We start from the raw sequence: 23,414 nt of genomic DNA, 5'->3' as shown, positions 1-23,414 counted from the left end.
CAGATGCAAGCAAGTAGGTATTGATAATGTTAATCGATTTACCTTGAGCGACAGCAAACCGTCTGTCTGGCCGCTCAGCGCAGCGTTGGTTTGACGCTCTCCACTGCCGATTTGATGGCGCCGGCCCCCATGGCCGCGCCGAATTTTTTGAGCACGCGCTCCGGCAAGCCCTCGTGGGTGGTGTAGTCGACGATGTCTTCGGCCCGCACCACGTCGCGCGCCACGCTGTCCACGGTGCCGTAGGCGTCCGCCAGGCCCATGTCGATCGACTTGGCGCCGGTCCAGAACAGGCCCGAGAACATCTCCGGGGTTTCCTTGAGGCGCTTGCCACGGCCGCTGCGCACCACGTCGATGAACTGCTGGTGGATTTCATCGAGCATGGACTGGGCATACTGGCGGTGCTTGTCGGTCAGCGGGCTGAACGGATCCATGAAACCCTTGTTTTCGCCGGCCGTCAGCAGGCGCCGTTCCACGCCCACTTTTTCCATCGCGCCGGCAAAGCCGAAGCCGTCCATCAGCACGCCGATCGAACCGACGATGCTGGCCTTGTTGACATAAATGCGGTCGGCGCCGGCGGCGATGTAATAGCAGCCGGACGCACAAATCTCGTCCACCACCACGTACAGCGGCTTGGACGGATAGCCGGTGCGCAGGCGCCGCATCTCGTCGACGATCATGCCGGCCTGCACCGGGCTGCCGCCCGGGCTGTTGATGTGCAAGACCACCGCCACCGAGCCACTGTCGGAAAACGCCTTGTTCAGTGCCGGAATCACGACAGAGGCCGCGCCGCTGCCCTCGGATTCGATGGCGCCTTCGATTTCGATCAGCGCCGTGTGGCGACCCAGGGTTTCCTCGGAGCCGGTCCAGCTGACGTCCATGTAGGTAGCCAGCGCCACCACGATCACCAGCAAGGTCACCGATTTGAAGAAGATGCCCCAGCGCCGCGCCGACTTTTGCTCCTTGAGCGTAGCAAATACCAGCTTTTCCAGCACGGCGCGCTCCCAGTTACCGGAAGCTGCGGGCGCTGCCGGTGGCACGGGTGGCACAGGTGGCACAGGTGGCACGGGTGGCACGGGTGGCGAACTGGCGCCGCCGGCGTCATGGTCGCCGGACTTGGGAGGTTGGTTGTCGCTCATGGATTGCTCGTGTTGAAGTTGTCTGGCGCTCGGTGTTTGCTATCGGATTAGTCCGAAGGCGGCCGCACGTAGTCGTCGGGCTGCCAGAAAATCTGCTGGTCGCGCTCGACCACCGCAATCGGCCGCAGGCGGCCTCCACGGCAGGGTCCGCCTGCGCACACGCCGGTATCGGGCGCATAAATGGCGCCATGGGTGGCGCACATCAGGTACAGGCCGCCGGATTCGAAAAATTCGCCCTCGGCCCAGTCGAGTTCAATCGGCATGTGGGCGCAGCGATTAAGGTAGGCATACGGCGCGCCATCGTAGCGCACCACGAAGCCGGTGCCGGCACTGCCCTCGGTGGCCACCGCAAACCGCACCCCCTTGCCGCCCTCTTCCACTGCGGTGGCGGCGCATACCAGTATCGGGTCCATCACGCGTTCTCGCTCAGCCATTGGTGCAACTCGGCTACCGTGGCGGCCGAATACAGCGGATTACAGGCAGTCAGCTGCTCGACCGGGTGGGCGCCGTACTGCACCGCCACTCCAGCCGCACCAGCGTTATTGGCCATCATCAAATCGTGCGATGTATCGCCGATCATCACCGTACGGCGCATATCCTGCCCCAACTCCCTGGTCAGCTCTTGCAGCATGGCCGGATGCGGCTTGGAAAACGTTTCGTCGGCGCAGCGGGTGGCGTCGAACAGCGACAGTACCTTGACGTCGTTCATGGCGCGGTTCAGACCCACCCGGCTCTTGCCGGTAGCCACTGCCAGGAAATAACCGTCCTGCGAAAGTTCCTGCAACATGTCGCGTACGCCGGGGAACAACACCAGTTCGTGGTCGCGCGACAGGAAGTGGTAGCGGTAGCGCTCGACCATGCGCGGGTACCACGACGGGTCGATCTCGGGCAACACGGCCTGCATGGCCTCGTGCAGGCCGAGGCCGATCACGTGGGCGGCCTTGTCGTCGCGCGGCACCGGCAGGCCGAGGTCGCGCGCCGCCGCCTGGATGCAACGGACGATGGTGGCCGTCGAGTCCATCAGCGTGCCGTCCCAGTCGAACACGAGTAAATCAAATTGCTTTCTTGCCATGAATTCAGCCGCTGCACGCAGCGCGCCCCTAGAATATTTGCGATTAGTTAAGTGGTTTGCCCAAGCTTACCAAGAATCGCTCGCATTCGGCGGCTAAAGGTGCGTTCAGCGTCATGATTTTTCCGGAGTCCGGATGGGTGAACGTGATTTGATGCGCGTGCAGAAACATACGCTTGAGCGCGCCACGCTGTACATCGGCTTTCAACAGCGCGCGGTTGAGGGCAAAATCGCCGTACTTGTCGTCGCCGAGAATGGGAAAGCCCGAGGCCGACAGGTGCACGCGGATCTGGTGGGTGCGGCCGGTTTTCAGTTCCGCCTCCAGCAGCGCGAAGCCGTTGAACTTTTTCAGCAAGGAAAACACCGTGTGCGACGGCATGCCTTCCGGGTTGACCGCCACGCGGCGCTCGCCGTCGGCGGTGGAATACTTGTGCAGCGCCAGTTTGACGTGCTGGCGCGCATTCTTCCAGTCGCCAGCCACCATGGTCAGATAACGCTTGTCGGTGTCGCCGTCGCGCATCTGCTCGTGCAAATTGGTCAGCGCCGAGCGTTTTTTGGCCAGCAGCAGCAGGCCGGAGGTGTCGCGGTCGAGCCGGTGCACCAGTTCCAGGAACTTGGCGTCGGGGCGCGAAGCGCGCAGTTGCTCGATCACGCCGAACGAGACGCCCGAGCCGCCATGCACAGCCACGCCGGCCGGCTTGTCGATCACTAATAAATGGCTGTCTTCAAAAATGACCTTGAATTCGGCAGCCGGCACGTGGGTGGTGTCGGCTTTTTCGGCAATGCGGATCGGCGGAATGCGGACCATGTCCCCTTCGACCAGGCGGTACAGTTGGTCGATCCGGCCCTTGTTGACCCGTACTTCGCCCGACCGCAGGATGCGATAGACGTGACTTTTGGGTACGCCTTTGCAAATTCGCAACAGGTAGTTATCGATCCTTTGTCCTGCGTCTTCTTCGGAAATGGTGACGAACTGCGCTTGCAGCTGTGGTTGTGACGCAGCCGGTGGCGAGGACGGCGAGACCGGGGTGTTGGAATGTGACGGGCGGACTACATCATTTTGCATCTTCATTTGGCCTGTCTTCCCAGAAATCTCTCTAAGTCCTTCATTTTGAATATATAATCATTTCGCTGCGGCATACACTGCGGCTGGTGTAAGAAGAAAAGCATATTTTACACAGGGGCGTCCCACCTGGCCTCGCCTAATTGCAAATTCAGGGGGAAATACGTATACGCACCACCCTTGCCGATATCAAGGTTGCACCGTTGTTGTAATCGGTTATCGTCGGGGAAGGCAGCAAGAACAGAATGATTGCATTGTAAGGATAAAGTGCGGCCAGCCGATCAAGAGTCGGCTGGCCGATTGATGAAGTTGATAACGCTTGCCGTTTCCGCCGGACCCCATGCTTTGCTGCAAGCTCAACGGATGGCTCTCACGAGCCCTGTAACATTTCAGCCCGGCACCTGCCGCCGCTGCGATATTGATTACTTGTAGTATGTAAGCTTGAGGATTTGGCTCTCAACGTTGCTGCTCACCGCCTGTTTTTCTCTGCCGTCCTTAAGGGCCGCATGGAGGGTTGCAGGTGATGCGAGCCCGCGGCCTGACGTTCAGCCTCTCAGCGCCCAGTTGCGTCCGCAGCGCCGGTTAGTTCCCGCGCTGCTGCTCCGCACAGAATGGGCAATACCCCCCGCAATCGTCCGATTCTTCGCGTGTACCCCAAAACCTTCGTCGCCGGCTGTCACCAGCCGACGACATAGAGCTGGCCCACGGGTCGCGGAGTTAATAAAAATGAAACGCATGTTGTTTAATGCTACGCAGCAAGAAGAGCTGCGCGTAGCGATTGTCGATGGTCAGAAACTGATCGATATCGATATCGAAACCGCCGGGCGCGAACAGCGCAAGTCCAATATCTACAAAGGCGTGATCACCCGCATCGAACCATCGCTCGAAGCGTGCTTCGTCAGCTACGGTGAAGATCGCCACGGTTTCCTGCCATTCAAGGAAGTTGCGCGCACTTACTTCAAGGAAGGCGTCGATGTCCGTAACGCGTCCGTCAAGGAAGCGCTGCGCGAGGGCCAGGAAATCATGGTCCAGGTCGAAAAGGAAGAGCGCGGCAACAAGGGCGCCGCCCTGACCTCGTTCGTCTCGCTGGCCGGCCGCTACCTGGTGCTGATGCCGAACAACCCGCGCGGTGGTGGTGTGTCGCGCCGCGTCGAAGGTGAAGAGCGCCAGGAACTGCGCGAAACCATGGACAAGCTCGACCTGCCGCCAGGCATGTCGGTGATCGCCCGCACCGCCGGCATCGGCCGCAACGTCGATGAACTGCAGTGGGACTTGAACTACCTGATGCAACTGTGGCGCGCAATCGAAGGCGCCGGCAAATCGGCGTCCGGCGCGTTCCTGATCTATCAGGAGTCCTCCTTGGTGATCCGCGCCATTCGCGACTACTTCCAGCCCGATATCGGCGAGATCCTGATCGATACCGACGAGATCTACGAACAGGCGCACCAGTTCATGAGCCACGTGATGCCCGACATGGTGCACCGTGTTAAGCGTTACAGCGACGACGTGCCGCTGTTCTCGCGCTTCCAGATCGAACACCAGATCGAAACCGCCTACAGCCGCACCGTGCCGCTGCCATCGGGCGGCGCCATCGTCATCGACCACACCGAAGCCCTGGTGTCGGTGGACGTCAACTCGGCCCGCGCTACCCGCGGTTCCGACATCGAAACCACTGCCTTCAATACCAACTGCGAAGCGGCCGAAGAAGTGGCCCGCCAGCTGCGCCTGCGCGACCTTGGCGGCCTGATCGTGATCGACTTCATCGACATGGAAGTGGCCAAGAACCAGCGCGAAGTGGAACAACGCCTGAAAGATGCGCTGCACCACGACCGTGCCCGTGTACAAATGGGCAAGATCTCGCGCTTCGGCCTGATGGAACTGTCGCGCCAGCGCCTGCGTCCGTCGCTGTCGGAAGGCTCGCACGTGACCTGCCCGCGCTGCTCCGGGACCGGCCACATCCGTGATACCGAATCGTCGGCCCTGCAAGTCCTGCGCATCATCCAGGAAGAGGCGATGAAGGAAAACTCGGCCACCATCCACGTGCAAGTCCCGGTCGATGTGGCAGCGTTCCTGCTCAACGAAAAACGCGGCGAAGTGCTGAAAATCGAGAACCGTCACCGCATTTCCGTGATCCTGATCCCGAACAAGCACCTCGACACGCCACACTACAAGCTCGAACGCATCAAGCACGACGACCCGCGCCTCGAAGACAGCCAGGCCAGCTACAACCTGGCCGAAGAAGCCGAAACCGACATGGCCTACAGCAAGCGCCAGAAGGAAGAAGCCAAGCCGCGCCAGGAAGCCATGGTCAAGACCATCACCCCTGACCAGCCGGCACCGCTGGTCGAACGCAAGCCGGCCGAAACCATCATCACGCCAGCCCCGGCGCCCGTGCCGGCACCGGCGCCAAAAGGTTTCTTTGCCAAGCTGATGAGCTTCCTGAGCCCGGAGCCCGTAAAACCGGTCCTGCCGCAGCAGCCGACCATCGTGGTCAAGGCGCCGTCGCCGGACCGTAATGCCGACCGCAACGCCACCCGTGGCCCGCGCGGCCGCACCCGCACCGGCAAGAATGGCCGTCCTGAGCGCGAAGAGCGCGAACCGGGCGCCGCCCGTCCAGTCGCCGACGAGACCAAGGCAGCCGACAGCGGCCGCCCTGCCCGTCCACCACGTCCGCCACGCGAACCGCGTGAAGGCCGCGAACCACGCGAAGGCCGCGATGGCGTGCAGGCCGAAGGCCAGCCACCGCGCGAACGTGCTGAACGTGGCGAGCGCGCGGAACGTCCCGAGCGTGGTGAGCGTCCGGAACGCGGCGAGCGTCCGGAGCGTGGCGAACGTCCGGAACGCACGCCACGTCCACCACGCGAACCGCGTGGCGACAAGGCGCCGGCAGAAGTGAAAATCGAAGAGCTGGCACTGGGCGCGACCGCAGTTGGCGTCGCAGCACCGGCTGTTGCATCGACCGCCGTAGCGACCACCGCCACCACGGGCGCTTTCGCTTCGTCGATCCTGGCCCCGGCCACCGGTCCTGAAGCCGAAGCCACCAGCATCCTGAAAACCGCGCCGAACGCCGGTCCGGAAGGCGAAGCGCAAGACCTGGCAGGCGAAGGCGATGAGCCGCGTCGCCGCCGTCGTCGTGGCGGCCGCAACCGTAACCGTCGCGATCGTGATGGCGAAGGCCAGGACAACGAGGCAGGCGAAGGCAATGAAGGCGCCGATGGCGAGCAAGGCTATACCGAGCATGATGGTGCGGCAGCTGACGCAGCCCCGGTTGCAGCAACCACTGCTGCACCGGTCGCCACCGCTGCGGTCGCCCCTGCGGCAGTTGCCATGGCAGACGCCGCCGCAGTGTTCGAAGTCGCACCGGCATCCGAACCAGCCGTGGCAGCAGTTGCCGCGCCTGCACCGGTAGCAGAAGTGACGCCAGCCGCACCAGTGTTCGCCGAGGCACCAGCCCCGGCAGCAGTGGACGTTGCCAGCGAAGCGAAGCCAGCCATTGCTGAATCTGCTTCGCCAGCGATGTCGGTGGCAGCGCCTGCTGCGCCGCAAGCGCCTGTCGTCACGGAAGCAGCACCGGCAGCGCCTGTGGTATCGGCATTGCCAGTTGCGGAAGAAGCTCCCGCCCCGGCCGCAGTTGCCGAGGTAGCAGAAACTGCTGCACCGGCGCCAGCTGCGCCAGAGCCAGTGGTGGCAGCGCCGGTCGTGGCAGCGCCAGTGGTTGAAGCGCCAGCCGCCGCCGAGCCTGCACCGATTGCAGCAACTCCGGCGCCTGCTCCGGCACCAGCGCCAGCCCCGGCAGCAGCCCCTGCCTCGGCACCTGCTCCGGCAGCAGTGCCTGCACCAGTGGCAGCACCGGCGCCAGCCGATCTGCAAGCCGTACTCGGCTCGGCCGGCCTGACCCTGGCGGCCACCGACCCGGAAAAACTGCGCGCTGCGCAGGAAGCCGCCGCCAAGGTGGTGGCTCCAGTCCGCGTGCCACGCGAGCGCAAGCCGCTGCCGCCGCAGGACGACGAGCCGATGGTGCAGATCGACACGCGCCGCTGATCGCTGCGCTGCGTTGACAAAAAAGGGAAGCCTCGCGCTTCCCTTTTTTTTATGCCCCTGCGCCTGACCAGGTGGATAATTACGGGCAATCCCCGCTCGTGGTATCGTAGGCACCCTGCGCACCGTCAGGGCAGCGCAGCAAGACCATTCAATCCCAGCAAGCATAGAATTCAGACCACGAGTCATGTCAGAGAAAGTCATCATGATGACCGCGCAGCGCACCAGCGCGCCGGCCATCCCCTTCCCGCTCGAAGCGCCCACCGGACTGCTTGCCGACCGCCTGGCGCGGCCGCTGCACGACCTGCGCATTTCGGTCACCGACCGCTGCAATTTCCGCTGCGTGTACTGCATGCCCAAGGCGGTGTTCGACAACGATTACCAGTATCTGCCGCATACGTCGCTGCTGTCGTTCGAAGAAATTACCCGCATCGCGCAACTCTTCATTGCCCACGGCGTCGAAAAAATCCGCCTGACCGGCGGCGAACCGCTGCTGCGCAAGAATATCGAACGCCTGATCGGCATGCTGGCCGAACTGAAGACCGTCAGCGGCAAGCCGCTCGACCTGACGCTCACCACCAATGCATCGCTGCTGGCGCGCAAGGCGCAATCGCTCAAGGACGCCGGCCTGCAACGGGTCACCGTCTCGCTCGATGCGCTCGACAACGCTACCTTCCAGCGCATGAACGATGTCGACTTCAAGGTGGACGATGTACTGAAGGGCATCGACGTGGCGCACCAGGTGGGCCTGGGGCCGATCAAGATCAATATGGTGGTCAAGGGCGGCATGAACGACCAGCAAATCCTGCCGATGGCGCGCCATTTCAAGGATACGTCGTACATCCTGCGCTTCATCGAATACATGGACGTGGGCGCCTCCAACGGCTGGAAGATGGACGAAGTGATTCCATCGTCCGAGGTGGTGCGCCGCATCGGCGCCGAACTGCCGCTGGTGCCGGTAGCGGCCAACTACAGCGGCGAGACAGCGTCGCGCTGGCGGTACGCGGACGGCGGCGGCGAGATCGGCCTGATCTCCAGCGTGACCCAGGCGTTTTGCAGCGACTGTTCGCGCGCGCGCCTGTCCACCGAGGGCAAGGTGTACACCTGCCTGTTCGCAAGCAGCGGCTACGACCTGCGTGCCTTGCTGCGAGAAGGCCGCACCGATGCCGAAATCAGCACCGCGCTGGCGCACCTGTGGCGCGCCCGCAGCGACCGTTATTCCGAGCTGCGCACCAACGACACCGACGGCCTGGCGCGCGGCGCCAAGGTCGAGATGTCCTATATCGGAGGCTGACATGGCGCCCACGATCACCGGATGGATACTGGCCGGCGGGCGCGGCGCGCGCATGGGCAGCGTCGACAAGGGCCTGCAGCCGCTGGGCGACACCACCATGGCCGGCCGCGTGCTGGCGCGCCTGGCGCCGCAGGTGGACGCCATCGCCATCAACGCCAACCGTAACCTGGCCCGGTACCAGGCCATCGCCGGCCCTGGGGTGGCGGTGGTGGCCGACCACCTCGGCGGCTTCGAAGGCCCGCTGGCCGGCCTGCAAACCGGTTTGCTGTATTGTGCTGCGCAGGGCGGCGCCCAGGCCGACAATGCGCTGCTGCTGACCGCACCGTGCGACTCGCCGTTCCTGCCGTTGGACCTGGCCGCACGCCTGCATGCCGCGCTGGTCGAGCATGACGCCGACCTGGCGCTGGCGGTGACCATCGAAACCGATCCGCAAGCTCCCGGCGCCGAATCGCGCCGCCAGCGCCATCCCGTCTTCAGCCTGCTGCGCGCCAGCCTGCTGCCGCAACTGGAACAATACCTGGCCACGGGCGCACGGCGCATGGAAGGCTGGTTCCAAAGCCTGCGCGTGGCCGAAGTGCTGTTCGACGACGCCGCCGCCTTCCGCAACATCAACACGCTCGAAGAGCTGCAACGCCACGCACCCGCCGCAGCCGCAACTGATATTGCAACAGCAACAGCAACCGCAACCGCGACCGGCAGCGACAACGATCCGCTGCCAGTGGACCAGGCGCTGCGCCTGATCGCCACCCGCGTGGCGCCGGTCGTGCAGACCGAAACCGTGGCGCTGCGCGACGCGCTCGACCGGGTGCTGGCCGCCGATATCATCTCGCCGATCAACGTGCCGGCCTACGACAACTCTGCCATGGACGGCTACGCTCTGCGCGGCGCCGATCTGCCGCAGTCCGATGGCGTGCCGGTGACATTGACGGTCGCGGGCATCGCCTACGCCGGCCGGGCCCACGGTGGCACGGTTGAACCAGGCCAGTGCGTGCGCATCATGACCGGCGCGGCCATGCCGGCCGGTTGCGACAGCGTGCTGCCGCAGGAACTGGCGGCCGCCATCGGCCAGGACTCTGTCACCATCGCTGCCGGCAGCCTCGCCCCTGGCGCCAATCGCCGCTTGGCCGGCGAAGACCTGGCGCTGGGCGGCGTGGCGCTGCCCGCCGGCAAGCTGCTGCGGCCCGCCGATCTGGGCCTGGTCGCTTCGCTCGGCATCGCCGAAGTGACGGTGCGGCGCCGCCTGCGGGTGGCATTCTTTTCCACCGGCGACGAACTGCGCGCACTGGGCCAGCCGCTCGACGACGGCTGCGTGTACGACAGCAACCGCTACACGCTGTTCGGCATGCTGGCGCGGCTAGGCTGCGAAGTGATCGACCTGGGCATCGTGCGCGACGATCCGGCCGCATTGGAAGCGGCGCTGCGCACGGCGTGCAACGGCGCCGACGCCATCATCACGTCGGGCGGCGTCTCCGAAGGCGCGGCCGACTACACGCGCGACATCATGGCGCTGCTCGGCGACGTGGCGTTCTGGAAGCTGGCCATCCGGCCCGGCCGACCGCTCGCTTTCGGCAAGGTACGCGATGGCGGCGCCAGTGCCTGGCTGTTCGGCCTGCCCGGCAACCCGGTCGCGGTGATGGTGTCGTTTTATCTGTTCGCGCGGCCGGCGCTGCTGCGCATGATGGGCACCACCGCAGCGGCAGCACACCCGCCGCTGCTGCGCGCACGGGCAGCAGCAGCGATGCGCAAGCGCCCGGGCCGCACCGAGTACCAGCGCGGCATCGTCGCGCCCGGACCGGACGGCGCGCCGCAAGTGCGGCTCACCGGCGCGCAAGGTTCCGGCATCCTCAGCTCGATGACGACCGCCAACTGCATCGTGGTGCTGGCGCACGACCAGGGCAATGTCGCCGCTGGCGACCTAGTGGACATCCTGCCCTTCGAAGGCTTGATTTAAGTAACCTCGACCAACCTGCTGCGCGTCCCGCTATCGCCTCTCCGTTGCTCAGCGTACGTCCGTACGCTTCCGCTACACAAGACGATAACAGGCCGCTCGCTACGGTTGGTCGAGGTTACTAGCCTTCCGGCTGGTCAATCTCCGGCCCCAGCAACAGCTGCGCCGCCTCGCTCGGCAGCGCCTCCACCGACTTGAGCTTGCGCGCCATCTGCCGGCTGCGGGTTTCGGCCGATTCGATATTCTTGGCGGCGCGTTCCAGGGTCAGCTTGGTGGCCGCCAGCACGTCGCCGAATTTGGCGAATTCCGTCTTGACCGCGCCCAGCACCTGCCACACTTCCGACGAGCGCTTTTCCAGCGCCAGCGTGCGGAAACCCATCTGCAGGCTGTTGAGCAGCGCGCTCAGGGTCGATGGCCCGGCGATGCTGATGCGATGCAGCCGCTGCAGCTCGTCGGCCAGGCCGGGGCGCCGCATCACTTCCGCATACAGGCCTTCGGTAGGCAGGAACAGGATCGCGAAATCGGTCGTGTGCGGCGGCGACACGTATTTTTCCGAAATCGTCCTGGCCTCGCCGCGCACCGCGCGTTCGAGTTCGCGCCCGGCCAGCGCCACGCCGTCGGCGTCGGCGCGGTCGGCCGCTTCGAGCAGGCGCTCGTACTGCTCCTTCGGGAACTTGGCGTCGATCGGCATCCACACCGGTGCGCCGCCCTCCACCTGGCCCGGCAGCTTGAGCGCAAACTCCACCCGCGCGCCGCTGCCGGCAATGGTCTCGACGTTCTTGGCGTACTGCTCGGGCGTGAGCACCTGCTCGAGCAGCATTTCCAGCTGCACCTCGCCCCAGGTGCCGCGCGTCTTGACGTTGGTGAGCACGCGTTTGAGGTCGCCCACGCCCAGCGCCAGCTGCTGCATCTCGCCCAGGCCCTGGTGCACGCGCTCGAGCCGTTCGGACACCTGCTGGAACGACGCCGACAGGCGCGACTCCAACGTAGCGTGCAACTTCTCGTCCACGGTCTTGCGCATCTCTTCCAGGCGCGCGCCGTTGTCGGCTTGCAGATCCTTGATTTTCGCTTCCAGCGTGGCGCGCACCTCGCCCATGCGGGCGGCGTTCGATTCGGTCAGGCGGGCCAGGGTCTGGTTCATGCTGTCGGCGAACAGCTTGAGGTTGCGGGTCTGCTCGTCGCGAGCGACCAGCCCCTGCGATTCGAGCTGGCGCCGCATGCCGTCGAACTGCTGCACCGTGGCCGCGTGGCTCGCTTGCGCCGTGGTTTGCAGCTGCACCCGCACCTCGCGCTCCACCCGTTCGATGCGCTCGGCCAGGTTGGCCATCGACGCCAGGCTGGCGCCATCGAGACTGGCGCTGCCGCGCGGGCGCAGCAACACCAGGACCAACAGCACAATCGCCGCCAGCACCAGCGCCAGCAAAACATAAAATTGAGATTCGGTCATGGGATCAATCAGGCTTGTTGCGCATCCAGTCGGCGGTCTGGAAGAAGGAGTTCATCAGCCGCACGCGCAGTTCGGTGTCGATGCCCACGTCTTCCATCGCCCACGCCATGCAGCGCAGCCACTGGTCGCGCTCCTGGGTGCCGATGGCGAACGGCATGTGGCGCATGCGCAGGCGTGGATGGCCGTGCGCCTCCTGGTACAGGTCGGGCCCACCCATCCAGCCACTGAGGAACATGAACAGACGCTGGTTGGCGTTCTCGAGCGACGGGCCGTGCACGGAGCGCAGCAGCTGGAACTCCGGTTCCAGGTCCATCAGGTCATAAAAACGGTCGACCATCTCGCGCACGCGCGCCTCGCCGCCGATCACTTCATAGAGGGTTGTCGATTCTTCGTTCATAGCCGCCATGATAGCGTACCGCGCCGCCAAGCGTACCCGCGTGACTTCGCCCTCTCACACCAGCGCCAGCTTGTGCAACCGCCGCGTGGACGACCAGTTCTCGACATCGGCCAGGTCGCGGATATCGTCGCAGGCCCGGACGATGCGCCGCAACTGGCCGCGATCGAGGCCGCTGTTGAGCGTCAGGCGCACCAGCGAACGGTTCTTCGGCGTGGCCGGCGCGCAGAACATGGCGCCCACCACGCCGCGCCGCTCGAGCAGCTTGCGCAGCGCCAGCGTCTTCGGTTCCGGGCCCGCTTCCAGCGCGATGATCTGCTCGGTGCCGTCGCTGACGTTATAGCCGAGCGACCCCAGTTCCTCACGCAGCGCGCAGGCCTTGATGTGCAGTGCAACCCGGCGTTCGTCGGCCGCCGCCACGAAATCGATGGCGGCGTCGAACCATGCCAGTTCGTGCCGCAGCAGGCAGGAGCTGAAGATGGCCGGGCGCGACTCGGACAGGAAGTAGCCCTTGAAATGGCTGGAACACGTGATGATGCCGGCGCGTCCCGCAAACGCCTTGGCCAGCGACGCGGTGCGGAAATGCACGCGGCCCTGCAAGCCCAGCTCCGCCACCAGTCCCGCTCCTCGCGGCCCGTGCGTGCCCAGCGAGTGCGACTCGTCGACGATCAGCACGCAGCCGGTGGCCCAGGCCAGGTCGGCCAGCTCCGCCAGCGGCGCCACGCTGCCATTGGTGCTGTAGAGCGCATCGACGGCGATCACGCCGCGCCCGTGGCGCGCCACCTGGCGTTGCAGGTGCTCGATGTCGTTGTGGCGGAACGAGACCGGCACCGCGCCGGCCGACTGCACGCCTTCCCACAGCGAGGCGTGAGCCTGCATGTCGAGATACACCGGGATGCCCGGCTCGGCCAGGGTTTGCACCAGTCCCACGTTGGCGGCCCAGCCCGATTGCGCCAGGATCGCGTCCTCGGCGCCCATGAAGCGCGCGAACTTGTACTCGAGCCGGTGCTGGGCGCTGCCCTCCTGCAAGTACACCGCCGACATCAGCTGTTCGCCCTCGCCACCTTGCAGGGCGTTAACCTGGGCGCGCACCAGCGCCGGTTCGCCGGCCAGGCACAGGTAATCGTTACCGGCCAAAAACACAGCGCCCGCTGCCACCGGTTGCCAGGCATGCGGATGCTGGCCGCCGAGTAATTGTTCGATGCGGGTGACGTGATGCGCATCCATGCGCCGGCGCACATAGTCAGGCATCTCGTGCTCAGCAGCAAGCATCGACGGTCGGAAGAAATTACTGGCGGAATTAATGTTGGTCATGGGATTTTCCTGTTTTTGGAGAGAAATTGTCTTTTTATGAAGCTTGTCATCACCTTGACGCATAAAAATCCCCAACCAATTGATCAAGGTCAACGTCCTCCTTGATACGCTAGAGTGCGCTGCAAATCCGGGCGATGATAAGTCTCACAGACAGGTAAATCCTTGCCATGATGCAAACACTGCTAGAATTCTGGAAACGTTGGAAGACCGGCGTGGTGCAGTCGCTGCTCCAATACCATGGCCGCGAAGACCATGCGACCGTGCGCGTTTTGCTGCTCGCCTGCATAGGCACGGTCGCCATGCCGCTGTATTACGTGGTCTGGCAGCATTTTTTCCCTCAGGAATACGAAAGCCTGCCGCTGCGACTGGTGGGCATCGTGCTGTGCGCGGTCGGCCTGTTCGCGCGCCAGTTCAGCCGCCGCATGTTGGACCTGTACCTGCTGGTCACGCTCAGCTACATCTTCCCGTTCTTCTTTACCTATATGTTCCTGATGAACCATGCATCGGGTGTGTGGAGCGAGTCGCTGCTGATCGGCTTGATCGTGCTGTTCCATTTCGACACCGGCGTGGCCCTCAAGGCATACCTGATCGGCACTTCGCTGGCGGTAGCGGCGGCGGCCCTGATCGGTGACACTGCGGCCCTGACCAGCCGGCTGGTATTGCAGCAGTTGCCCATCCACTGGTTCACCATTGCCGTGCTGGCGGCCGCCAAGATCAGCCGCCAGGTGCTGGCGCAGGAAAAACTGGCGGGGCTGGGCGCCGGGCTGGCCACCGTGGCGCACGAGCTGCGCACCCCGCTCACCAGCGTGGACGCCAATGTGCGCGGCCTGCTGCGCATGTGCTCGGAAGGCACGGGGCCATTGCCGGCCGACCGCGTGGGCACCATCGACGCCCTGGCGCGCATCCAGTTCGAGGTGCGCCACATGAACCACATGATCGACCTGTTCCTGCTCAGCGCCACGGCGGTGCGGCGCAGCCTGCGGCCGATCGAGACGGTGTCGATGGAGGCGGTGGTGGAAGCGGTGCTCAAGCGCTACCCCTTCGTCAACGCCAGCCAGCAAAAGCTGGTGGCGCTGGAGGTGCGCCGCAATTTCAGTTTTGCCGGCCAGTCCGAGCTGTCGGTGGTGATCCTGCTGAACCTGCTGAGGAATGCGCTGAAAGCCATCCAGCGTGCCGGCAAGGGCCGGGTGCGGATCGTGGTCGATGGCGGCCATGTGCCGCCGCGCCTGCTGTTCATCGATACCGGCTGCGGCATCCCGGCGCAGCAAAAGCCTCTGATCTTCCACCGTTTTTACTCGTACCCGCCGCACAACGGCGCCGGCATCGGGCTGGCGCTGTGCCAGGAAATCATGGACGCGTGGAGCGCCACCATCGCCTGCGTCTCGCGCGAGAGCGCCTACGCCATCTTCATCCTGGAATTTCCCTTGCAGCCGTCACTGGCGAAATGATCATGCAAAAAAAGCCCACGCCCCTGCCCCTGTATGCCCATCCCACCCTGACCGTGCTGGTCGATGACAGCGATTCCTTCCTGCGCAGCCTGTCGTTCCAGCTCGACCCCATCCACGCCAGCAAGACCTTCCACGACACCACCACGGCGCTGCAATGGCTGCGCCACAGCGACCAGGGGCGCCAGGCCATGCCCATGCCGCTGCACATGAATTTCGATACCCAGAACCAGGCCGGCGACCAGTTCAACGTGGCGCTCGACGTCGACGCGATCTACCGCATCGCCGGCCAGCCACAGCGCTTCGCCACGCCGGCGGTGCTGGTGGTCGATTACTCGATGCCGCAGATGAATGGACTGGAATTTTGCGAGCAGGTGCGCGACCTGCCGTGCAAGAAGATCCTGTTTACCGGCGCCGCCGACGAAAAGATCGCCGTGAGCGCCTTCAACCAGGGGCTGATCGACCGCTACATCCAGAAAAGCGATGACCACGCGCTCGATCTGCTCGAGCTGGAAGTCACCGCGCTGCAGCGGAGCTACTTCGAAGACCAATCCGACACGCTGCGCGAGCTGGTCCTGCTGCACAACTACCACTTCCTGGGCGACCCGGTGCTGGCCTTGCAGGTGCAGCGGCTCAAGCAGGACATGGGGTTTATCGAGCACTACCTGTTTGCCAACCCCACCGGCATCGTCTTCCTGGACAAGTCTGGCCGCACCCGGCTGATGATGATCGCGACCGAGCAAGGCCTGGCGGCGCACTACGAAATGGCGTGCGACAGCGACGCCCCGCAGTCGCTGCTCGACGCCCTGCGTGAGCGGCGCGTGCTGCCGTTCTTTTCGGATGAGGGTGGCGACGGCATGTATGCACGTCACATGGGCGACAACTGGCACCGCTATTGCGCCATGCCACAACTGTGCCAGGGCCGCGAAACCTATTATTGGGCGCTGTTCGACCTGCCGCCGCACTACTACGCGCAGCCGCCGCTGGCCTATACCGAGTTCCTGCGTGCGCAGCGGGAACAGGCCAACGCCCCCGCCATCGTCACTTCAGCGCGGCGCGGCTGGCAGCGTGATCGTGAAACGACTTCCTGAGCCTGCGCCAGCGCTGGCGGCGGCCACGCTGCCGCCGTGCAGTTCCACCAGTGCCCGCACCAGCGACAGGCCCAGTCCCAGGCCGTCGCTCTTGCGCATGGTGGACTGGTGGACCTGGCTGTACATGTCGAAGATGGTGGCCAGGCGGTCGGCCGGAATGCCGATGCCGTTGTCGGTAACGGTGACGGTGACGGTATCGCCGGCACGGCCCAGCGCCAGCGCGATGGCGCCGCGCTCGGGCGTGTAGCGCACCGCGTTGCCCAGCACATTACCGAGCACCTGCACCAGCCGCACATGGTCGCCCAGCACCAGGCAAGCGGCGCCATCGACATCGAACGCCAGTTGCTGGTGCTTGGCCTGCACCGCCGACTGCAATTGCTCCAGCGTGTCGGCGATCACGGTGCGCAGGTCGATGCGGTCCAGGCTCAGGCGAATCTCGCCACGGCCGATGCGCGCCGTATCGAGCAAGTCTTCGGCCACCCGGCTCATGTGGCCCAGCTGGCGCTGTACCATTTGCGCCAGTTCGGCGGTGCGGGCGTGGTCGAAGGCCTTGAGTTTCAATAGTTCGGTGGCGTTGTGGGCGGCCGAGATGGGGTTGCGCAGCTCGTGCGCCACGGTGGCCAGGAAGGCGTCCTTGCGCAGGTTCGCCTCGCGCAGCGCCTGGCGCGCAACATACAGCTCGGTCATGTCGCGCGAGACCACCATCACTTCGCGCACCTGGCCGTCGGCGCCGAACACCGGGTTGGCTACCACGTCCCACCAGCGCGGCGTACCGTGGGCGGTCGGACAGAACGCGTTGAATTTGCTGATCTGGCCACCCTTGGCGGTGTCGAAGGCGCTGTGCGCCAGGGCGCGGCCTTGGTCGGGCCAGATCTCCCACCAGACTTTGCCCAGCAGCTGCTCAGGCTGGTCCAGTTCTAGCGCAACGATGCCGCCCGGATTGAGCTGGCCCAGGCGTCCTTGCAGGTCGAGGATCTTGATGCAATCGGCGGAACTGTTGAACAACTCGCGATTGAGCTCGCCGTCAGATCCGGTATAAGTCGCGCAAATGGAGTCAAACATGGTGTGGACGGTCGCTTCCTGGAGATAAAGAAAGGAAGCGGGGGCGTGGCGTCCTGTTATGAAGCAGATTCTACAATAATTTGCGGCGCAGGCGCGCGAGGCACGCGCGCCTGCCCCCATCAGCCATCAGCCTTCGCGCAGGGTTTGCAGCGGCGGCTGGCGCAGCACGCTGCGCAGGCCGAGCCAGCCGCCGGCGATCGCACACACGGCGCCGGCCAGCAGGCCCCCCAGCCACACCGACGGCGAGAAAGCCCAGGCAAACTTGAACTGGTACGTTGCCAGCGCCCAGCCCATCACGGCCGCGCCGGTGGCGGCCAGCACCCCGGCCAGTGCCCCCACCAGCGTGAATTCGATCAGTTGCGCTTGCGACAACTGGCGCCTGGTGGCGCCCAGCGCGCGCAGCAGGCCCGATTCGCGGGTACGCTCGTCCTGCGAGCCCATCAACGCCGCATACAGCACCAGCAGGCCGGAAGCGAGCGTAAAGATGAACAGGAACTCGATCGCGGTGACCACCTGGTCGAGCACGGCCTGCACCTGGCGCAGCAAGCCTCCCACGTCAACAATCGTCAGGTTCGGGAAGTCGCGCGTCAAGGCGTTCATCACCGGGCCCTGCTGGCCCGGCAGGTGGAAGGCCGTGATCCAGCTTTGCGACACCTCGGTGAGCGCGGCCGGGTTGATGATGACGAAGAAATTAACCCGCATCGAGCCCCACTCGAGCTTGCGCAGGCTGGTAATCGTCACGTCCACCGGCGAGCCGGCGATGTTGAAATTGAGCTTGTCGCCGACCTTCCAGCGCAGGGTCTTGGCGATGCCCTCCTCCACCGACGCTTCGGCCACGCCGGGACCGTCGGTGAACCATTTGCCCGCCACGATTTCGTTCTCGGCCTGCATGGTGGTCATGGTGGAGAGGTTGAATTCGCGGTCGGCCAGGCCGCGTGCGCGGTCTTCGGTGTACGTCTCGGCGGTGACCGGCTTGCCGTTGACGGCAGCCAGCCGGCCGCGGATCATCGGGTACTGCGGCGCGTAGGCCACGCCGGCGGACTGCAGCCGGGCGGCGATCTGGTCCTTCTGTTCGGGCTGAATATTGATGATGAAGCGGTTCGGCGCATCGGGCGGGGTGGCGTTGCGCCAGGCCGTCATGAGGTCTTCGCGCACCACGGTGAGCACCAGCAGCGCCATCATGCCCAGCGCCAGCGACACCACCTGCACGATGGTCGCGCCCGGACGGCGTTGCAGCGAGGTGATGGCAAAGCGCCAGCTTTGGTGGTCGATGGCGCCGCGCAGCGGCTTGAGGGTTTTCAGGCCAAGCCACGCCACCAGCGCGAACACGCCGAACGCAGCGACAAAGCCGAGCGCGGTGTACAGCGCCAGCATGGCGTCGCCGGCCTGCCACAGCAGCAGCGCGGCAAACCCGGCAAAACCGAGGCCGTACGTGGCCAGGGCAGCGACCTGCGGCGCATCCTGCTCGCGGCGGATCACGCGGTTGTGCGGCACTTTGCGCAGTTGCAGAATCGGCGGCAGCGCGAACGCAGCCAGCAGCAGGATGCCGGTGGCCAGCCCTTGCAGCGCCGGCCAGATGGTGGGGCCCGGCAAATCGGCCGCCACCAGCTTGCCCAGCACTTCGAGCAGCACGTAATGGGCGCCGAAACCGACCGCCACGCCCATGGCGCTGCCAAGCAGGCCGACCAGCAGGAACTCGTATAAATACATGGCGGTGACCTGGTTCTGGGTCAGGCCCAGGCAGCGCAGCATGGCGCAGGCGTCCAGGTGGCGCTGCATGAAGCGGCGCGCCGCCATCGCCACGGCCACCGCCGCCAGCATGGCCGACAGCAGGCCGACCAGCGACAGGAAACGGTCGGCGCGGTCGAGCGTGTTGCGCATTTCGGGGCGGCCGTTTTCCAGCGACTCCACCCGCACGCCCTTGAGGTTGGCTTTCTTGATGGTGTCCTGCATCCACTCCTGGAATGCGGCAGCCTCGGTAGCGGTGTTCTTGGCGCCGGGCGGCGTGGCCACCAGCATGCGGTATGTCACGCGCGAGCCGGGCTGGATCAGGTTGGTCGCTTCGAGGTCGGTCAGCGCCAGCATCACGCGCGGCGCAAACGCCAGGAAGTTGGCGCCGCGATCGGGCTCCGACGCGATCAGTTGAGTCACTGTAAAAGTCTTGTCGCCAAGCTTGACCGCGCCACCCACGCGCGTGCCCAGGCTGCCCAGCAAGCCGGCGTCGAGCCAGACCGTGCCCGGCGCGGGGATGCCGTCGGCGCCGGTGCCTTCGCTTTGCTCGGCCTGGGCGGCGTCGGTGGTGAGCTTGAGCCGGCCACGCAGCGGGTAGCCGGGGCCGACCGCCTTGAGCGATGCCAGCATCGATTGCGACTGCTCGCCCTCGCCTGCCGTGGCCATGCTGGGGAACACCACGGTGTCGGTTACCACCAGCCCGCGCCTGAGCGCTTCGGCGCGCCACTCGGCGCGTACCGGCAAGTCGGTGCTGACCACCACGTCGGCGCCCAGCAACTGGTGGGCGTCGCGGTCGAGGCCGCTACGCAGGCGATCGACAAAGAAACCGGTGGCGGACAAGGCCGCAACCGCCACCGTCAGAGCGATCAGCAGGAAGCGCAATTGGCCGGCGCGCCAGTCGCGCGCGGTCATGCTCAGGGCGAGTTTGATCATGGTCGATTAAAAAGCGAGAGAGGCGAAATAGGCGTCGACTTCGGCCAGCAGTTGCTGCTTCTGTGCTTCAGGCAGGAACGCCGCTTCGAAACCGTTGCGTGCCAGGCGCTGCGCGTGCGACAGGCCCAGCGGCAATGCCTCGAAGGTGGCAATGAAATTGTCGTTCATGTAGCCGCCGAAATAGGCCGGGTCGTCCGAATTGATGGTGACCTTGACGCCAGCGTCGAGCAATTCGAGCAGGTTGTGCTGGGCCATCTCAGGGAACACGCACAGCTTGACGTTCGACAGCGGGCACACGGTGAGCGCCATCTGCTCACGCGCCAGGCGTTCCACCAGTGCCGGGTCTTCCAGGCAACGCACACCGTGGTCGATGCGCTCGACCTTGAGCACGTCGAGCGCGGTTTCGATATACGCGGGCGGGCCTTCTTCGCCGGCGTGGGCCACCAGGCGGAAGCCGAGTTCCTTGCAGCGCGCAAACACGCGGGCGAATTTTTCCGGCGGATTGCCGCGCTCGGACGAGTCGAGCCCGATGCCGATGTACTTGTCGCGGTAAGGCAGCGCCTCTTCCAGCACAGCAAACGCGTCCTCCTCCGACAGGTGGCGCAGGAAGCTCAAGATCAGCGTGGCGCTGACCGGGCTGTCCTGGCAGGCGCGGTGGATGCCGTCGATGACGTCCTTGACCGGCACGCCGCGCGCGGTGTGGGTTTGCGGATCGAAAAAGATTTCGGTGTGGCGCACGTTATCCTGCTCGGCGCGCTTGAGATAGGCGGCGGTCATGTCGTAAAAATCCTGCTCGTGCAACAGCACGCTGGCGCCTGCGTAATAGATATCGAGGAACGATTGCAGGTCGGTAAAAGCGTAAGCGGCGCGCAGGTCTTCGACCGACGCGTACGGCAGCGCGACGTTGTTGCGCGCGGCCAGCGCGAAGATCAGTTCGGGCTCGAGCGAGCCTTCGATATGGATGTGCAATTCGGCCTTGGGCATGCCTTCGAGCACGCCGCGCAATTGGGTATTCAACATGTTTATTTCCTGTTACAGGGGACGGAAGCGGAGCATAGGATCTGGACTACACCAGACCGCATAACGTGGCATCTTAGCGCACGCTGCGCGCAGGCGTGATACTGTGGCATAAACGGGTGCAGAAACTACAGAAAAACACTCGCAATATGTGCGATTTTATCCGGTTTTATTCTTTTAAATCAAAGTCTTACGAAAGAGTATTAACGATATTACGACATATCTTTTGACTTCCTGCAGCAATAGAGCAATAATAAATTTCATAGACGTAAGAAGCCTTACAACCAACACATAAAAGCCGTCCACCGGCGATAAAGTCAGCTCAGAGCCACGGGCAATCCGTGCTACTCCGAGGACGCTCGCAGAAGCTGATCAAGAAGAAAAAATACTCAGGAAAAAGTACGCACCGAACCAGGGCCAAGGCAGCCTTGCTGTCTGACCCGTGACTAGCAGGTTTACATCATCAAAGGACATTCAAATGACCATTTTTGACAACTACGCTGCACGGTATGAACGGACCAAAGAAGAAGAGATGTCCATGAAGGAATATCTCGAACTTTGCAAGAAAGATCGACTCACCTACGCCAGCGCGCCGGAACGCATGCTTGCGGCAATTGGCGAACCGACCCTGGTCGATACCCGCAACGACACCCGGCTCTCGCGCATCTTCGCCAACAAGGTCATCAAGATTTACCCGGCCTTCCGCGAATTTTATGGCACCGAGGAAGTGATCGAACAAGTGGTCTCCTACTTCCGCCACGCGGCGCAGGGACTGGAAGAACGCAAGCAGATCCTGTATCTGCTGGGCCCGGTTGGCGGCGGTAAATCGTCGATCGCGGAAAAACTCAAATCGCTGATGGAACACGTGCCGTTCTATTGCCTGAAAGGCTCGCCGGTCAATGAATCGCCGCTGGGCCTGTTCAACGAGGACGAGGACGGCACCCTGCTCGAAGAAGACTACGGCATTCCACGGCGCTACCTGCGCAACATCCCGAGCCCGTGGGCGGTCAAGCGCCTGCACGAGTTCAACGGCGACATCAACCAGTTCCGCGTGGTCAAGCGCTACCCTTCCGTGCTGAAACAGATCGCCATTTCCAAGACCGAACCGGGCGATGAAAACAATCAGGATATTTCCTCGCTGGTCGGCAAGGTCGATATCCGCAAGCTCGAGGATTACTCGCAGGACGATCCCGATGCCTACAGCTACTCGGGCGGCCTGTGCCTGGCCAACCAGGGCCTGATGGAATTCGTCGAGATGTTCAAGGCGCCGATCAAGGTGCTGCACCCGCTGCTCACGGCCACGCAGGAAGGCAACTACAAGGGTACCGAGGGCTTTGGCGCGATCCCGTTCGACGGCATCATCCTGGCCCACTCGAACGAGTCGGAATGGAAAACCTTCCGCAACAACCGCAACAACGAGGCATTCCTCGATCGTATTTACATCGTCAAGGTGCCGTACTGCCTGCGCATCACCGACGAGATCAAGATTTACGACAAGCTGCTGGCCAACTCGTCGCTGGCGGCCGCGCCGTGCGCGCCGGGCACCTTGCGCATGATGTCGCAGTTCGCCATCCTGTCGCGTCTGAAAGACCCGGAAAACTCCAGCGTGTACAGCAAGATGCTGGTGTACGACGGCGAAAACCTCAAGGATACCGATCCCAAGGCCAAGTCGATGCACGAGTACGTTGATTACGCGGGCGTGGACGAAGGCATGAACGGGCTCTCCACCCGCTTCGCCTTCAAGATTTTGTCCAAGGTCTTCAACTTCGACAACACCGAGGTGGCGGCCAACCCGGTCCACCTGTTGTACGTGCTCGAGCAGCAGGTGGAGCGCGAGCAATTCCCGCCGGAGACCGAACAAAAGTATCTGTCCTATATCAAGGAACACCTGGCGCAGCGCTATGTCGAATTCATAGGCAAGGAAATTCAGACCGCGTACCTGGAAAGCTATTCCGAGTACGGCCAGAATATTTTCGACCGCTACGTGACGTTTGCCGACTTCTGGATACAGGACCAGGAATTCCGCGATCCCGATACCGGCGAGAGCTTCGACCGCGAGGCGCTGAACAACGAACTGGAGAAGATCGAAAAACCGGCCGGCATCTCGAACCCGAAAGACTTCCGCAACGAGATTGTCAATTTCGGACTGCGGGCGCGCGCTAATAACGGGGGCAAGAACCCGGCGTGGACCAGCTACGAAAAATTCCGTACCGTGATCGAGAAGAAAATGTTCTCGAATACCGAGGAATTGCTGCCGGTGATTTCGTTCAATGCCAAGGCCAGCGCCGAAGACGCCAACAAGCACGCGGACTTCGTCGCGCGCATGGTGGAAAAGGGCTATACGGCCAAGCAGGTCCGCTTGCTGTGCGAATGGTACTTGCGCGTTCGTAAGTCGTCGTAAGGCCGCAGCGCCCAAACACATCAAGGGGGTA

16 protein-coding genes are annotated in these 23,414 nt (G+C 63.9%); 6 read left to right on the top strand and 10 right to left on the bottom strand.

Going from position 1 to position 23,414, the window contains the following annotated elements; translation table 11 throughout:
* Positions 1-74: 74 nt before the first annotated feature.
* From DUPY_RS05280 to DUPY_RS05265, 4 genes are read right to left on the bottom strand one after another with little or no spacing between them, the layout of a single operon-like run.
* The gene (locus tag DUPY_RS05280) at positions 75-1,136 is read right to left on the bottom strand and encodes a S49 family peptidase (RefSeq protein WP_084640549.1); all 1,062 of its coding nucleotides are present in this window, start codon (positions 1,134-1,136) and stop codon (positions 75-77) included.
* Between the two features lie 47 nt (positions 1,137-1,183).
* Positions 1,184-1,570: a Rieske (2Fe-2S) protein gene (locus DUPY_RS05275; protein WP_229255246.1), complete on the bottom strand. Its 387-nt coding sequence runs from the start codon at positions 1,568-1,570 to the stop codon at positions 1,184-1,186.
* Positions 1,549-2,208, bottom strand: coding sequence for an HAD-IIIA family hydrolase (locus DUPY_RS05270; protein WP_070246786.1), 660 nt, complete (start codon positions 2,206-2,208; stop codon positions 1,549-1,551). Before DUPY_RS05270 ends, DUPY_RS05275 begins: the two co-directional genes overlap by 22 nt.
* Before the next feature lie 43 nt (positions 2,209-2,251).
* The gene (locus DUPY_RS05265) at positions 2,252-3,277 is read right to left on the bottom strand and encodes an RluA family pseudouridine synthase (protein WP_070246785.1); all 1,026 of its coding nucleotides are present in this window, start codon (positions 3,275-3,277) and stop codon (positions 2,252-2,254) included.
* A gap of 717 nt (positions 3,278-3,994) precedes the next feature.
* On the opposite strand from DUPY_RS05265, the gene DUPY_RS05260 reads away from it, so the two are divergent.
* The 3 genes from DUPY_RS05260 (at position 3,995) to moeA (ending at position 10,551) form a co-directional block, all read left to right on the top strand.
* The gene (locus DUPY_RS05260) at positions 3,995-7,309 is read left to right on the top strand and encodes an Rne/Rng family ribonuclease (protein WP_070246784.1); all 3,315 of its coding nucleotides are present in this window, start codon (positions 3,995-3,997) and stop codon (positions 7,307-7,309) included.
* 184 nt (positions 7,310-7,493) lie between these two features.
* The gene (moaA, locus tag DUPY_RS05255; protein ID WP_070246783.1) at positions 7,494-8,600 is read left to right on the top strand and encodes a GTP 3',8-cyclase MoaA; all 1,107 of its coding nucleotides are present in this window, start codon (positions 7,494-7,496) and stop codon (positions 8,598-8,600) included.
* A 1-nt stretch (position 8,601) separates the two neighbouring features.
* Complete coding sequence (moeA, locus tag DUPY_RS29210; RefSeq protein ID WP_070246782.1) at positions 8,602-10,551, top strand: molybdopterin molybdotransferase MoeA; 1,950 nt, start codon at positions 8,602-8,604, stop codon at positions 10,549-10,551.
* 118 nt (positions 10,552-10,669) lie between these two features.
* Here the strand turns inward: moeA and DUPY_RS05245 are convergent, their stop codons facing one another.
* The 3 genes from DUPY_RS05245 to cqsA are packed head-to-tail and all read right to left on the bottom strand — an operon-like array spanning position 10,670 to position 13,703.
* Complete coding sequence (locus tag DUPY_RS05245; protein ID WP_070246781.1) at positions 10,670-11,995, bottom strand: DNA recombination protein RmuC; 1,326 nt, start codon at positions 11,993-11,995, stop codon at positions 10,670-10,672.
* 4 nt (positions 11,996-11,999) lie between these two features.
* Entirely contained in the window at positions 12,000-12,392 is a 393-nt protein-coding gene (locus DUPY_RS05240) for a group II truncated hemoglobin (RefSeq protein ID WP_070246780.1), read from the bottom strand.
* Between the two features lie 54 nt (positions 12,393-12,446).
* On the bottom strand, positions 12,447-13,703 hold the full coding sequence (gene cqsA, locus DUPY_RS05235) for an alpha-hydroxyketone-type quorum-sensing autoinducer synthase (RefSeq protein WP_070246779.1): 1,257 nt from the start codon (positions 13,701-13,703) through the stop codon (positions 12,447-12,449).
* A gap of 170 nt (positions 13,704-13,873) precedes the next feature.
* Between cqsA and DUPY_RS05230 the strand changes: the two genes are divergently transcribed.
* Both DUPY_RS05230 and DUPY_RS05225 read left to right on the top strand, forming a co-directional pair.
* Positions 13,874-15,151, top strand: coding sequence for a sensor histidine kinase (locus DUPY_RS05230; RefSeq protein WP_371851743.1), 1,278 nt, complete (start codon positions 13,874-13,876; stop codon positions 15,149-15,151).
* Positions 15,152-15,153: 2 nt separating this feature from the next.
* On the top strand, positions 15,154-16,239 hold the full coding sequence (locus DUPY_RS05225) for a response regulator (RefSeq protein WP_070246811.1): 1,086 nt from the start codon (positions 15,154-15,156) through the stop codon (positions 16,237-16,239).
* Here DUPY_RS05225 and DUPY_RS05220 read toward each other — a convergent pair.
* From DUPY_RS05220 to DUPY_RS05210, 3 genes are all read right to left on the bottom strand, one after another.
* The gene (locus DUPY_RS05220; protein WP_070246777.1) at positions 16,195-17,301 is read right to left on the bottom strand and encodes a sensor histidine kinase; all 1,107 of its coding nucleotides are present in this window, start codon (positions 17,299-17,301) and stop codon (positions 16,195-16,197) included. The two genes, DUPY_RS05225 and DUPY_RS05220, sit on opposite strands and share 45 nt — an antisense overlap.
* 126 nt (positions 17,302-17,427) lie before the next feature.
* Positions 17,428-19,965, bottom strand: a complete 2,538-nt coding sequence (locus DUPY_RS05215; RefSeq protein WP_070246776.1) for an ABC transporter permease — start codon at positions 19,963-19,965, stop codon at positions 17,428-17,430.
* A gap of 6 nt (positions 19,966-19,971) precedes the next feature.
* Positions 19,972-20,985, bottom strand: a complete 1,014-nt coding sequence (locus tag DUPY_RS05210; protein WP_070246775.1) for an adenosine deaminase — start codon at positions 20,983-20,985, stop codon at positions 19,972-19,974.
* A 475-nt stretch (positions 20,986-21,460) separates the two neighbouring features.
* Here DUPY_RS05210 and DUPY_RS05205 point away from each other — a divergent pair, with 475 nt between their 5' ends.
* On the top strand, positions 21,461-23,383 hold the full coding sequence (locus DUPY_RS05205) for a PrkA family serine protein kinase (protein ID WP_070246774.1): 1,923 nt from the start codon (positions 21,461-21,463) through the stop codon (positions 23,381-23,383).
* Positions 23,384-23,414 lie beyond the last annotated feature (31 nt).

It is taken from the genome of Duganella phyllosphaerae, assembly GCF_001758785.1.
Lineage (GTDB): Bacteria > Pseudomonadota > Gammaproteobacteria > Burkholderiales > Burkholderiaceae_D > Rugamonas > Rugamonas phyllosphaerae.
This window is presented reverse-complemented; position numbering and strand designations above follow the sequence as displayed.